This is a genomic window from Kitasatospora sp. GP82 (assembly GCF_029892105.1).
GTDB lineage: Bacteria > Actinomycetota > Actinomycetes > Streptomycetales > Streptomycetaceae > Kitasatospora.
Window position 1 is genome coordinate 43,883 of sequence record NZ_JARZAJ010000024.1, and the last position, 13,106, is coordinate 56,988.

12 protein-coding genes and 1 tRNA gene are annotated in these 13,106 nt (G+C 70.9%); 2 read left to right on the forward strand and 11 right to left on the reverse strand.

What is annotated here, in order from left to right; all coding sequences use genetic code 11:
• Window positions 1-83: 83 nt before the first annotated feature.
• The 5 genes from P3T39_RS24225 to P3T39_RS24245 all read right to left on the reverse strand — a co-directional run bounded on the left by P3T39_RS24225 (window position 84) and on the right by P3T39_RS24245 (window position 6,861).
• Window positions 84-1,565, reverse strand: a complete 1,482-nt coding sequence (locus P3T39_RS24225; protein ID WP_280700970.1) for an amino acid permease — start codon at window positions 1,563-1,565, stop codon at window positions 84-86.
• A gap of 489 nt (window positions 1,566-2,054) precedes the next feature.
• On the reverse strand, window positions 2,055-3,578 hold the full coding sequence (locus P3T39_RS24230; RefSeq protein WP_280700972.1) for a penicillin-binding transpeptidase domain-containing protein: 1,524 nt from the start codon (window positions 3,576-3,578) through the stop codon (window positions 2,055-2,057).
• A 3-nt stretch (window positions 3,579-3,581) separates the two neighbouring features.
• Complete coding sequence (locus P3T39_RS24235) at window positions 3,582-4,931, reverse strand: FtsW/RodA/SpoVE family cell cycle protein (protein WP_280700974.1); 1,350 nt, start codon at window positions 4,929-4,931, stop codon at window positions 3,582-3,584.
• Between the two features lie 342 nt (window positions 4,932-5,273).
• On the reverse strand, window positions 5,274-5,945 hold the full coding sequence (locus P3T39_RS24240) for an ABC transporter (protein WP_280700976.1): 672 nt from the start codon (window positions 5,943-5,945) through the stop codon (window positions 5,274-5,276).
• 88 nt (window positions 5,946-6,033) lie between these two features.
• Window positions 6,034-6,861 carry an ATP-binding cassette domain-containing protein gene (locus P3T39_RS24245; protein WP_280700978.1) on the reverse strand — a complete coding sequence of 276 codons (828 nt, stop codon included), beginning with the start codon at window positions 6,859-6,861 and terminating at the stop codon, window positions 6,034-6,036.
• A gap of 121 nt (window positions 6,862-6,982) precedes the next feature.
• On the opposite strand from P3T39_RS24245, the gene P3T39_RS24250 reads away from it, so the two are divergent.
• Together P3T39_RS24250 and P3T39_RS24255 are read left to right on the forward strand one after the other, a co-directional pair.
• A complete protein-coding gene (locus P3T39_RS24250; RefSeq protein WP_280700981.1) occupies window positions 6,983-8,290 on the forward strand; it encodes a VWA domain-containing protein in 1,308 nt (435 codons plus the stop codon).
• Window positions 8,290-9,180, forward strand: coding sequence for a peptidase (locus tag P3T39_RS24255; RefSeq protein WP_280700982.1), 891 nt, complete (start codon window positions 8,290-8,292; stop codon window positions 9,178-9,180). Before P3T39_RS24250 ends, P3T39_RS24255 begins: the two co-directional genes overlap by 1 nt.
• 396 nt (window positions 9,181-9,576) lie before the next feature.
• Here P3T39_RS24255 and P3T39_RS24260 read toward each other — a convergent pair whose 3' ends face one another.
• The 6 genes from P3T39_RS24260 to moaC all read right to left on the reverse strand — a co-directional run bounded on the left by P3T39_RS24260 (window position 9,577) and on the right by moaC (window position 13,073).
• Entirely contained in the window at window positions 9,577-9,765 is a 189-nt protein-coding gene (locus P3T39_RS24260; RefSeq protein WP_280700984.1) for a hypothetical protein, read from the reverse strand.
• Window positions 9,766-10,113: 348 nt separating this feature from the next.
• Window positions 10,114-10,187 (reverse strand) — tRNA-Ala (locus tag P3T39_RS24265).
• 95 nt (window positions 10,188-10,282) lie between these two features.
• Window positions 10,283-11,305 carry a hypothetical protein gene (locus P3T39_RS24270; protein WP_280700985.1) on the reverse strand — a complete coding sequence of 341 codons (1,023 nt, stop codon included), beginning with the start codon at window positions 11,303-11,305 and terminating at the stop codon, window positions 10,283-10,285.
• 150 nt (window positions 11,306-11,455) lie between these two features.
• Entirely contained in the window at window positions 11,456-12,082 is a 627-nt protein-coding gene (locus P3T39_RS24275) for a GNAT family protein (RefSeq protein ID WP_280701076.1), read from the reverse strand.
• A complete protein-coding gene (locus P3T39_RS24280) occupies window positions 12,079-12,579 on the reverse strand; it encodes a MogA/MoaB family molybdenum cofactor biosynthesis protein (protein WP_280700988.1) in 501 nt (166 codons plus the stop codon). The genes P3T39_RS24275 and P3T39_RS24280 overlap by 4 nt, the downstream gene beginning before the upstream one ends.
• Entirely contained in the window at window positions 12,576-13,073 is a 498-nt protein-coding gene (moaC, locus tag P3T39_RS24285; protein ID WP_280700990.1) for a cyclic pyranopterin monophosphate synthase MoaC, read from the reverse strand. The genes P3T39_RS24280 and moaC overlap by 4 nt, the downstream gene beginning before the upstream one ends.
• Between the last annotated feature and the right edge of the window lie 33 nt (window positions 13,074-13,106).

The window sequence follows — 13,106 nt, forward strand, 5'->3', positions numbered from 1 at the left end:
GTCCCAGGACCGGCCGGGACAAGCGGAGGGGCTGCCGGGGAGATCTCCCCGGCAGCCCCTCGACTCGGTGTGTCAGCCCGTCGTCAGCCGACCGGGGTGACCTCGCTCTCCGTCCGGTTGAGCTTGGAGTGCTTGACGCTGTAGCCGAAGTAGACGGCGGCGGCGATCACAAGGGCGACCCCGAAGAACAGGAAGGTCACCGGGTGCAGGCCCTTGATCAGGTAGAGGCAGAAGCCCACGCTGAGCACCGGGACGACCGGGTAGCCGGGCACCTTGAAGCCGCGCGGCAGGTTCGGCTGGGTGCGGCGCAGAATGATCACACCGACCGAGACCACCGAGAACGCCACCAGGGTGCCCAGGCTGGTCAGGTCGGTCAGGATGTCGAGCGGGACGAAGGCGGCCAGGGCGGCGACTCCCGCGCCGACCACCAGGGTGTTCCAGACCGGGGTGCCGGTCTTCGGCGAGATCTCGGCGAACTTCTTCGGCAGCATGCCGTCGCGGCCCATCGAGTACAGGATGCGGGTCTGGCCGTAGATCACCACGAGGGTGACGCTGAAGATCGAGATGATCGCACCGAGCGCGAACATCAGGCCCGGCCAGCTCTGACCGGTGACGTCCTGCAGGATCTGCGCGAGGCCGGCCTCCTGGCCGTCGAACTTCTTCCACGACTGGGCACCCAGCGCGGCGATCGCGACACCGACGTACAGCAGGGTGACGACGACCAGCGAGATGATGATCGCCAGCGGCAGGGTGCGGCGGGGGTTCTTGACCTCCTCGCCGGCCGTGGACACCGCGTCCAGGCCGATGAACGAGAAGAAGATGCTGGACGCGGCCACCTGGACACCGCCGAAGCCGAGCGGCATGAACGGGCTGAGGTTGCCCGAGCGGAAGCCGGTCAGACCGATCGCGATGAAGAGCACCAGGATGACGATCTTGATACCGACCATGGTCGCGTTGACCTTCGCCGACTCGCTGGCGCCACGGATCAGCAGCACCACGACCATGCCCACCAGGACCACGGCGGGCAGGTTGAAGTAGCCGCCGTCACCGGGCGGCGCCGCCATCCACTCGGGGATCTGGAAGCCGAAGGCCAGGTCGAAGAACTTGTTCAGGTACTGGCCCCAGCTCACCGCGATCGCGGAGGCCGAGACCCCGTACTCAAGCAGCAGACAGATGCCGACGCCGAAGGCCACGATCTCGCCGAGCGTCGCATAGGCGTAGGAGTACGAGGAGCCGGAGACCGGGATCGCGGAGGCCATCTCCGCGTAGCAGAGCGCGGTCAGCCCGGCCGTGATCGCCGCCAGCACGAAGGAGACGATCACCGCAGGGCCGGCCTCGGGCACCGCGCTGCTCAGCACGAAGAAGATGCCGGTACCTACGGTTGCCCCGATACCGATCGAGGAGAGCTGCCAGAGGCCGATCGAGCGGCGCAGATGTATCCCGGAGCGGCCGCCCCCCTCGGGCGCCCCGGCGGGCAGGCTGTCGGCCGAACCGCTCTCGGCGATCAGGGTGTCGATCGGCTTCCGTCTGAACAGACGCGCGCTGGTGGTGCTTCGGGTGGTCAACGCGTTGGTTCCTTCTAGGCGGGGGAGGGTGTCCTGGCAGCTGTTCCGCGCCTGCCCTGTGGGGGAGGGCATGCGGACCAACCGAACAAAGATGGGACAGTCCACGCGAATGCGCCAGTCGCGCAATCGGCGAGAGCCGAGGTCCGCCTTGTACGAATCGTCGTATGGCGTCCACCAAACCCGACAGATCGCAGGCGGCGGTTCACCCGAAAAGCAGCTATAGAACACCGGGAACCCTACATCCCGACACCGGCTGATCACATCCGGCCCTGTTGCCGCACCTCAGCCGCCTCCAGACTCGCCGATCACTCCCCGATTCGCACCGGAACATTCACGCCGGGAAGCCGGAGCCGGTCTTCAACTCGACTGCCACCGCTGGAAATCGCGCACCGCGCCGCAACAATGGACACCCGATCCGATCCAGCGCGGCGAACGGCGCATTCGGCGGCCGCACCACGATGCGATAACGATGTCGGCCGCCGGCGGCTGTCAGCGGCCGTTGTCGAGGATCGACTGCATCACGGACTTGGCGATCGGGGCGGCCAGCCCGCCGCCGGTGACGTCGGTGGCGCTGCTGTCGGCGATGACCACGGCGACCGCGACCGGGGGGACGTCGCGGGAGCCGCCGGGCTTGGCCCAGGAGATGAACCAGGCATAGGGGGTGCCGGTGTTGTCCACACCGTGCTGGGCGGTGCCCGTCTTGCCGCCGACAGTGGCTCCGCCGATCCGGGCGTTGCGGCCGGTGCCGTTCTCCACCACGTCGGTCATCAACTGCTGCACCTGTGCGGCGACCGGCGCCGTCATCGCCTTCCTGTAGACGGCGGGCTTCATGACCTGGACGGCGGTGCCGTCGCTCCTGGCCAGCTTGTCCACAAGCTGTGGATACATCACCGTGCCGTTGTCGGCGACACCCGCCGCGACCATGGCCATCACCAGCGGCGTGGCGGCGGTGTCGTACTGGCCGATCGAGGAGAGCGCGACCTGCGACTGGTTCATCCTGGTGTCGAAATTGCTGCGCGCGGCCCGGACCGGAATGTCCAGCCTGGGGTCGTTGAAGCCGAAGTTCTCGGCCATCGCCGCCATCTTGTCCAGGCCGGTCCTGACCCCGAGATATCCCATCACGCTGTTGCACGAGTAGGTCATCGCGGTGTCCAGCGAGAGGTCCGGGGAGTTGCAGGCGCCGGTGTCGTTGACCAGCGGTGTGGTGGTGCCCGGCATGACGTACGGATACGGGGCCCCGGTACCGGCCTGGATGTCGTTGACGACCCCGTCGGCCAGTGCGGCAGCGGCCGTGACCACCTTGAAGGTCGAGCCCGGCGGGTAGATCTGCCGCAGGGCCCGGTTGAGCATCGGCTGGTTGGTGTCCGCCTGGAGCCTGCCCCACGCCGCCTGGTCGGACCCGCTGCTGCCCGCGAGGGCACCCGGGTCGTAGGAGGGCGTGGTGGCCAGGGCGAGGATCCGCCCGGTGGCCGGTTCGATCGCCGCGACGGCGCCCTTCTGACCGTTCAGGCCCTCCGTCGCGGCCTGCTGGGCGGCCTTGTCGATAGTGGTGTAGACATCACCGCCGGGGTTCTGCCTGCGGGCGATCTCGTCCCACAGCGCCCAGCCGGCAAGGCGGTTGTCGGTGCCGGAGAGCAGCTCGTCGTAGACGCCTTCGAGCTGGCTGTTGCCGTACGTCTGCGAGGAGTAGCCGGTGATCGCCGCGTACCGGGAGCCGTCGGTGTAGGTGCGCTTGTAGTCGTAGCGGCCACCGGTGGCGACCGAGCCGGTGATCGGCTGGCCCGCCACCAGGATGTTGCCGCGCGGCTGGCGGAAGCGCTCGACGGTGAGCCGCTGGTTGGCCACGTTGTGGTTCAGCGAGTCGGCCTGGAAGACCTGGACCCGAGTGGCCTGGACCGCCAGCGCGACGATCAGCAGCAGACAGAAGGTACCGGCCCGGCGGCCGGTGGTGGAGATGCCGGGCAGGCCCTGCGCGCCGTTGGCCGAGGCTTTGGCACGGTTGCGTCCGAACATTGCCTACTCCCCCTCGGGCAGCGGTCGGCGGGCGATGTCGCTCATCCGCACCAGCAGCGCGACGATGATCCAGTTGGTCACCACCGAGGAACCGCCCTGGGCGACGAACGGCAGCGTCATCCCGGTCAGCGGGATCAGGCCGAGCACCCCGCCCGCGACGACGAAGACCTGTAGGCCGACGATCGCCGCCAGGCCGATCGCCAGCAGCCGCCCGAACGGGTCCTTGAGCGCGATCCCGGTCCGGAAGCCGCGCGAGATCAGCAGCGCGTACAGCAGGAGGATCGCCACCAGGCCGACCAGACCGAGCTCCTCGCCGATGGTGGCCAGGATGAAATCGGACTTGGCCGCGAAGCCGATCAGGATCGAGTGGCCGAGCCCCAGTCCCGCGCCGAGCACCCCGCCCCAGGCGAAGGCGAACAGCGACTGGGCGATCTGGTTGGCGCCCTGCCCGGCCGAGATGGAGGCGAGCGGGTCCAGCCAGTCCGTCACCCGGCTGTGCACATGCGGCGAGAGCCACCCCACCGCGACCGCCCCCACCGCCGCCAGGAAGAGCCCGATCGCGATCCAGCCGCTGCGGGCCGTGGCCACGTACAGCATCACCACGAAGAGACCGAAGAAGAGCAGCGAGGTGCCGAGGTCGGTCTCCAGCACCAGGACGCCGACGAAGGCTGCCCAGATCAGCAGCACCGGACCGAGCACCCGCCCGCGCGGAAGCTGGAACCTCCAGATCCGACGGCCCGTCAGCGCGAGCGCGTCGCGGTGCACCGCGAGGTACGCGGCGAAGAAGACCGCCAGCAGGATCTTGGCGAACTCGCCCGGCTGGAAGGAGAGCGGGCCGACGGTGATCCAGATCCGCGAGCCGTACACCGGCGGGAAGAAGATCGGCAGGATCAGCAGCACCAGCGCCACCAGCGCCCCGATGTAGGCGTACCGCTGGAGGATCTTGTGGTCTCGGAGCACCACCACCACGCCGATGAAGAGAGCGACCCCGAGGGTGGACCAGAGCAGTTGGGTGGGAGCCGCCTCGCTCTTCGGAGTAGCGCGGTCCAGACGGTAGATGACGACCAGCCCGATGCCGTTGAGCAGGATCGCGATCGGCAGCAGCAGCGGGTCCGCGTACTCGGCCTTCCAGCGGATCACGCCGTGCGCGAGCAGGGCCAGCACTCCCAGCGCGATCCCGTACGCCGCGGCTCCCGGGGGCACCTTGCCGTCGATGTTGACGCCGACTTCGACATAGCCGAGGACGGCGACCAGCACCGCGCCGAGCACCAGGGCGAGTTCGGTGTTGCGACGGCTCTTGACCGGGCGGGCGACGGGTGCGCCCGACCTGGCTGCGGCGGAGGGAGAGGCCACGGGCCCTCCTGTTCGGTTCTCGGGTGCGGGCGGGGACGAACGGGCAACGGCCCTGTCCGCCCCCGAGGGTGATACGTGCTCGGCTCAGGTGCCGGACCCCGCCCGCGCGGCCCGGGCGATCTCGCGCAGGTGATCCTCCTCGTCACGGACCTGCTGTGCGGTGGCGAGGCCGGGATGGGCGATCGCAAACAGGTTGCTCACGGGGGCGGTCCTTCCGCTCGACTGGCATGGCGACGGGTCGCGGCACACAGGGCCGGCTCCCTCGACCCTAACGATGATTTGCCATATTTATGGCTGTTGGGTGCGGTGTGTCCGATATTGCGGATGCCGGCCGGGACCTGCTCAGTCCGAACGGCGAGCGGCCACGGCAGCGGCTCCCGCGACCCCCAGTGCCGCCAGAACGACCGCCCCGGCGAGCGCCGCCACAGGGAAGGCGACCCGAGCCGTACGGTTGGCGGTGACCAGCGCGCGGACGACGGCGTTCGCGGGTGAGCCCGGCACCACGAGCAGCAGCGTCGCCAGCCCCAGGCTCACCGGAATGCCGTACTGCGAGCGCAGCAGTACGGGCCGCGTGCACAGCGCCCCGATCAGCAGACCGAGCAGCACGCAGACCACGGTCGCCAGCAGACCGGCCACCAGCGCCTCCCCCACGGGCGCCTGGGCATGCCGGTTGGCGTCCACCTCGCCGCTGACCGCCCAGACGGCCAGCAGCCCCGCCAGACCGAGCGTCAGACCGGCGGTCAACGCCGCCGCCAGCGCCGCCAGATGCACCCTTCGGCGGCCGGCCGCCGCCGCCAGGCAGGCCCGCGAAGCAGCCGGCTCGGCGGTCGTCGTGCACCGCACGTACCAGGCGGTCACGGGCACCAGGACCGCCGCGGCGAAGCCGAGGGCACCGAGCAGGGTCTCCCCCGCGCTGATGCCGATCACCATCAGCAACGCGTACGCGAGGAACGGCGGCAGCCAGCGCTGCGAGCGCAGCAGCAGCTCCACCTGGTAACGGATCAGAACGCTCACCTGAGTGCCTCCTGGGAACACGACGAACCGAACCGGCGGACCGGCTCCGACCCCACCCGGAGGCCGTACCCCTCGACGCGGCCCGTCATCACGCCTCCCCCTCCGGGTGGACGGCGCGGATGTGGGCGGGCGGGGTCGCCGTGAGGAGGTGGCGCAGGAGGGCGTCGGAGTGGGGTGCGGGGACCTTCAGCAGGGTGGTGCCGTCGGGTCGCGGCTCGCGCTGCGGCGCACCGGGGAGCCGGTCAGGGAGCCGGCCGTCCACCTCGATGCGCACCAGTCGCTGCCCCGACGGCCCGTCCGGTACGGCGTCCACCGCCCGTAGCGAGCCGTCCTGGACGAGGTACGCGGCGGTGATGAGCCCGGCCAGCCGGTTGGGGTCGTGGTCGACGAAGAGGACCCGTCCGCCACGGGCGGCCCGGTCGGCGGCCACCTCGTCGAGCAGGCTGCGGGCCGCCTGGTCGAGCCCGGTCCAGGCTTCGTCCAGCAGCAGGAGCTCGGCGTCGGCGAGCAGTGCCTGGATGACGGCGACCTTCTGGCAGGTGCCCTTGGAGAGGCGGCTCAGCGGGGTTCCGGCCCGGTCGGCGATGCCGAAGCGGTCCAGCCAGTGCGCGGCCCGGCGGTCCGCCTCCGCGGCCGACAGGCCGTGCACCCGCCCGAGGTGGTGCAGGTAGGTCCGGGCGTCGAAGGGCAGTGCGGGCGGGAAGCGTTCGGGCACGTACGCCCTGCGGCCGGGGCCGTCGATGCTGCCGGTGCTGGGCGGCTCGACCCCGGCGATCAGCTTGAGCAGCGTGGACTTGCCGCTGCCGTTGGCCCCTTCGATCCGTACGAGTTCGCCGGGCCCGACCGCGAGCGTGGCCTCCTTCAGGATCCACGGGCCGCGCCGGCCGTACCGCTTGCCCACCCGACTCAGCCTCACCGGCGCCTCCCCGAAACCGCTCCGCCCTTCCCTCGCAGGGTAGTTCGCGCCCTCTGCGGATCCGTACCGGGCATTGGTCTTTCGGAAGTGATGATCCATAGGATGGCGGCCCGTGACGACCATGAGACGACGACGATTGCAGGTCAGGCGGCCGCTGGGCCTGCTTGCCGCACTGGCGATATCCGCCGGAGCCCTGCTCAGCGGCCTGCCCGCACATGCCGACGAGACCACCCCCGCGAGTTCCGACGCACCGAGGGTCGACCTCATCCTCGACGTGAGCGGTTCCATGAGGACCGCCGACCTCGACGGCAAGAGCCGGATCTCGGTTGCCCAGCAGTCCATCGACGAGGTGATCGACGCCCTGCCGTCCGAGACCGACTTCGGTATCCGGACGCTCGGCGCGACCTACCCGGGCAACGACAAGAGCATCGGCTGCAAGGACACCCAGCAGCTCTTCCCGATCGGCAAGACCAACAAGGTCGAGGCCAAGACGGCCGTGGCCACCCTGCGCCCGACCGGCTGGACCCCGATCGGCCTCGCCCTGCGGGGGGCCGCCCAGGACCTCGGCACCGGTCAGACCACCCGCCGGGTGGTCCTGATCACCGACGGCGAGGACGACTGCGCCCCGCCCGACCCCTGCGACGTCGCCCGCGAGCTCGCCGCGCAGGGCACCCATCTGGTGGTGGACACGCTCGGCCTGGCGCACGACGACAAGACCCGCCAGCAGCTGCTCTGCATCGCCAACGCGACGGGCGGCACCTACACCGACGTCCGCACCCAGGACCAGCTCACCGGCAAGGTCAATCAGCTGGTCAAGGAGTCCGGGGACACCTACCGGATCACACCCGCCAAGACGAGCGGCACCGACAAGTGCGAGACCGCACCGGTGCTGAACCCCGGTGTCTACAGCGACCGCGAGAAGTTCGCCGAGCACCGCGTCTACCGGGTACCGGTCAAGCCGGGGCAGGAGCTGCGGGCCTCGGTCAGCGTCTCGATGGACCGCGCGGTGGCCCGTGACTACGGCGTACTGCTCCAGGCCACCGACCCGACCGGCCAGGAGCTGGTCCGCGGTACGGATGCGGGCAGCGGCCGTACGGACGTCGCCTCGACCGGCGTGCGCTGGTCCGCGTCCGGTGCCTCGGCCACCCCGGCCAAGGGCGCCGGTGCCGCCGGTGCCGCCGGTGACCAGGCGGTCTGCCTGGTCGTCAGCAACTCCTTCGCCCCGCAGCCGGGCGTGGCCGCCGACCCCGGACTGCCGCTGGAGCTGACCGTCGACGTGGCCGCCGCCTCCCCCGCCCCCGACGGCCCGGCCGCCGGGCTCGGCCGGGGCTGGGTGCTGCTGCTGGTGCTCACCGGCGCCGGGCTGCTGACCGGCCTGGTCTTCGGCTGGGTGGCGCGCTGGCGGATCGCTGTCTGGCGGGAGAACTGATGATGCGTACGGCAATCCGCTTCACCGCAGGCGCTCTGCTCGCACTCGGGCTGCTGCCCGCGCTGGCCCCGGCCGCCTCGGCGGCCTCCCCCTCGCCGAGCCCGTCCGGCAAGGGACTGGCCCCGGCGACCACGGCAGGCACCTCCTTCCTGACCGCGACCACGCTCGCAGCAGGCCAGGAAGCCTCGGTGGCCGCCTCCACCGGCGACTACCTCTACTGGGCGTTCCCCGCCTCCGAGGGGCAGACGGACACCGTGCAGGTGACCGTCACCCTGCCGCCGGCCGCCGAGCGGCACGCGCCGCAGACCTGGACGGTGGAGCTCTTCGACGGCCTCCGCCGCCGCCAGTCCTGCACCGCCGGGCCGCAGAACGCGACCGCCGCGCCGAACACCGCCTCGGTCTCGATCGGCTGCACGCTCCGGCAGATCCGCTCCTGGGCCGAGCCGTGGTCCGGTGATCCGCTGCCGGGCACCTACTACGTCCGCCTTACCACCACCGACGCGGACCAGCAGGATCTGGGCCTGGCCGCCCAGGTCCAGCTGCACGTCACCGCCAAGGGCGGGCCGAACGACGCCCAGCCCGAGGGCGGCGAGCTGAAGGCCCCGCTGGTGCCGCCGGTCAACGCGGGCTCCACCGCCGCGCCCGGCGCGAGCGGTGCGTCCGGCGCGCCCACCGCTGCGGCCGGTGCCGGCCCGGGTACCGGTCGGGCCGCCGCGCCCGTCGAGCCGAAGACGCACTGGTACTCGGACCTGTTCTCGGGCTGGAACACCCGCTGGTTCTGGACCCTCGGCGGTGGCGCACTGGCCGCCCTCGCCGGTGTCGGCGGCTACACCCTCACCCGCCACCCGCACGGCCGACGGCCCACCCCGCACCCGGGGTCGCACCACTAGCCCCGGTCCGGCCTCGCCCGGGCCCGGAACCGCAACGGCGGTTCCGGGCCCGCTGTGCTCAGTACCACTGCGCGGCAACGGATTACGACGCATGGCCGAAACCACTGCCTCCGCTTGGCCGCGTCTCATCCATGGATTGACGGATCATCATCCAATCCGATTGCCTATGCGACGGCCTCGCTCGCGTCAGAGCCGATCATGCCGACAACCGTACCGGCAGCCGGACCGCCAAGCGCCAGTGCTGCGGCCGGTCCAGGGTGTTCACGGGGGCCTCCCGCCGACGGAAGGCCCCACCTGACGTTCGTCACACTCCGTGCCCTGCAGGGCAGTTACTCAGGCTGGACTCCCGGAGTGCGGCGGTCGGTGACGGTTCTTGGCCGCCACGGTACGACGGCGTCATGCGGTACGCACATGGGGGCGGGCTGACGCCCAGCGGACCCGCTGCACCCGGCGTACGCGCTGATCCTGGCGCTCGGGCCGCAGCGCGGTGAAGTGCTGGGCCTCACCCGGGACTTGGTCGACCTGGACGCCGAGCTTCTGACGGTCGAAGCCCAACTGCAACGGATCCGGCGTCAGCTCGTCCACGACGAGACCAAGACCGAGGCGTCCGAAGCCGTCCTCCCGCTGCCCGGCATCTGCACCACGGCACTTCGGCTTCGCCGTACGTCCCGGACCGCCGCCAAGCGGGCCGCCGACGAGCTCTGGACGTGCACCCGCGGATCGCGATGCAGATCCTCCGGCACAGCAGGATCGCCGTCACGATGGAGATCTGCACGCACGTTCCCTCGGAGGCGACCCGCCGCTCGCCGAAGAAGCCCGGGAAGCACATCTCGGGCGACTCGGAGCAAGCCCCGGAGCAGCTGCCGTACTTCACTGCCGTACATACGATCAGAGGCCCTCCCGGACAATCCCGGAAGGGCCTCTGATGTTGGGTGGAGCTGAGGGGATTCGAACCCCTGACCCCCTCGATGCGAACGAGGTGCGCTACCGGACTGCGCCACAGCCCCAACGAGAAAGAACTCTAGCACCTTTTGGAGGGGGCCCGTGACCACCCCCGGGTGCCCCACCGCAGGGCGTTGACCGGTGGCGGGGCGGGGACGGGTCATTCGTTGGCGGCCCGGGGGCGGGTGAGGCAGTCGTCCTCCGACGGAGACGGGGCGGCCTCGGCGTACTGGTCGAAGAGAGGAGTCTTGCGGGGTTCGGCGGCGCGGCCGGAGTCCCAGATTCCCCGGGCGTTGAGGTCGAGACCGCGGGTGATCCGCGGCGCGACCGGGGCGGTGACGTACGTCGGCAGCGGGACGGGGACCGGCTCCCAGGACTCGGGGCCGGCGGCACCGTTCTCGCGCATGCCGTCCACCCACTCCTCGTGGTCGGTCGCCTCCACCAGGGCGGCGGCCGAACTCTCGGCAGGTTCGCGGCGGGCTGCGGCGTCAGCGGCCAGGCGCAGGTGCGGGCGCCCGGGATCGCCGAGGCCGTCACCGGGACGGTCGGCAAGGTGGTCGGCCGCGTGGTCGGCCGAGCCGTCCACGGACAGGTCGGACGCCCGTTCGGCGGGCCGGTCCTCGACGTCCGCCGAGGCCGGCTCGGAGCGGGGCACCCGGGCCCGCTCGCGCTCGCGGAGGCGTTCGGCGGCCTGGGCCGCGCGGGCCCGGTCCAGCTTGACCTCGTACCGCTGGCGTTCCAGTCGCCGGAGGTGGCCGATGTAGAGGGTGAGAAGGACCGCCGGGACGGCCGGGATCCAGAGGAAGGCCACACCCGCGACCGCAGCGGTCACCGCGCCCGCCGCGAAGGCGAGGAAGAGCGTGGTGACCATCCGCCGCCGCCGCGCCAGCAGTCGGGCCCGGCGCTCGGGCGCACCCGCATCCTGGCCGGACCCGGCGTCGGACGCCGGAGCGGACGTCGAGGTCGAGGTCGAGGTCGAGGTCGAGTTGTCGTCATCGTCACCGAGGGACCGGGCCACCCGCCGCTCCAGAGCCGATCGGCCGGCCAGCAGGCGGATCGCGGTACTGAAGCGTTCCGTCGGACGCGCCTCGTTGAGCTCGTCCTGCCTGCGGAGCCACATCGGCACCAGATAGGCAGCCCAGGCCCCTACGATGACTGCGTAGATAAGGCCGCTGCTGCTCACCTTTCACACGGTACGGGCGCAGGGGAAGGCCCGGCAGCAATTTGGCACGGCGTGTCGTGCGATCAAGCTGATTCTCCGACTATTTGCCGGTATTTGTGACCACTCACGGGGGCGGCGATGCCATATTGATATCTATATTCGAACATATATTCAATTACCATAGGGGCCACGCACGCTGATCGCCCGCCAGCGGGCCAGCATCCCTTCCGGCACCTCGTCGGCGGTCAGTGCGTAGACCAGGTGATCCCGCCAGTCTCCGTCGATGTGAAGATATCGTGGACGCATTCCTTCGGACCGGAAGCCGAGCTTTTCCACCACCCGGCGACTGGGACCGTTCTCGGGCCTGATGCAGACCTCCATCCGGTGCAGACCGAGGACCGCGAAGCAATAGTCCACGGAAAGCGCGACGGCGGTCGGCATGATGCCCCGCCCGGCCACCGCCTCGTCGATCCAGTAACCGACATTGGCCGAGCACATCGAGCCCCAGGTGATCCCGCCGACCGTGAGCTGTCCGACCAGCTCGCCCCGGTACAGGACCACGAAGGGCAGCATCCGCCCGGCCGCCGCCTCGCCGCGCAGGTAGCGGACCATCTGCCGGTACGTCGGCCGGGGCCCGGTGGCACGACCGGGCTGCGCGGGCGGGACGGTCGCCTCCCAGCGGCGCAGCCAGTCCCGGTTGCGTCGGCAGACCTCCTGCCAGGCGTGCTGGTCACGGGCCCGGATCGGGCGCAGCGTGACGTCGCCCTCGTGGAGCTCAACCTGCCAGCCGCTGTTCAGCGCCCGTCTCCCTCACCTGCGGAGGGCCTGGGGTGGTCACCGCCGCCGAGCTGGTCCACTGCGTGGGCGAGCAACGGTTCCAGTACGGCCAGACCGTCCTTGACGCCTCCGGTGGAGCCGGGCAGGTTGACGATCAGGGTGCGTCCGGCGAGGCCGGCCAGGCCGCGGGAGAGTGCCGAGGTGGGCACCTTCTCGCGCCCGTACGCGCGGATCGACTCGGCGATGCCGGGGATCTGGCGGTCGATCACCCGGGCGGTCATCTCGGGGGTGAGGTCCATCGGCGAGATGCCGGTGCCGCCGGTGGTGAGCACAACGTCGTACCCGGCGGCGACGGCCTCGCGCAGCACTGCCTCGACGGGTTCGCCGTCCGGGACCACGCGCGGTCCTTCCACCTCGAAGCCCATCCGTTGCAGGCCGCCGACCAGTAGCGGGCCGCCCTTGTCCTCGTACACCCCGGCAGAGGCCCGGTTGGAGACGGTGACGGCGAGCGCCTTCACTCGGACACCTCCGGGGCGTTCCAGTCGCCGCTCTTGCCGCCGGTCTTGGTGAGCACCCGGACGTTCTCGATCACAGCGCCCTTGTCGACGGCCTTCACCATGTCGATCACGGTGAGCCCGGCGACGGCGACCGCGGTGAGGGCCTCCATCTCGACTCCGGTGCGGTCGGCGGTCTTCACCGTCGCGGTGATCTCCACGGCCTCGTCGGTGACGCTCAGGTCGACCTTGACGCCGGAGATGGCGATCGGGTGGCAGAGCGGGACGAGGTCCGGGGTCCGCTTGGCGCCCATGATCCCGGCGATCCGCGCGACGGCGAGGGCATCCCCCTTGGGAACGCCCTCGCCGCGCAGCAGTTCGACCACCCGCGGTGCCACCCGCACCCGCCCGGCGGCGACCGCCGTCCGTACGGTGGTCTCCTTCTCGGAGACATCGACCATGCGGGCGGCGCCGGTGTCATCGACGTGCGTGAGACGGTCGCCGGAGGGTGCGGTCACGGGGAAACTCCAGGGGTACGGCCAGGTGGCACG

Coding starts and splice junctions, on each gene's coding strand:
- P3T39_RS24230 (WP_280700972.1), bottom strand. CDS start 3,578: ATGTTCGGACGCAACCGTGCCAAAGCCTCGGCCAACGGCGCGCAGGGC.
- P3T39_RS24250 (WP_280700981.1), top strand. CDS start 6,983: ATGAGACGACGACGATTGCAGGTCAGGCGGCCGCTGGGCCTGCTTGCC.
- P3T39_RS24255 (WP_280700982.1), top strand. CDS start 8,290: ATGATGCGTACGGCAATCCGCTTCACCGCAGGCGCTCTGCTCGCACTC.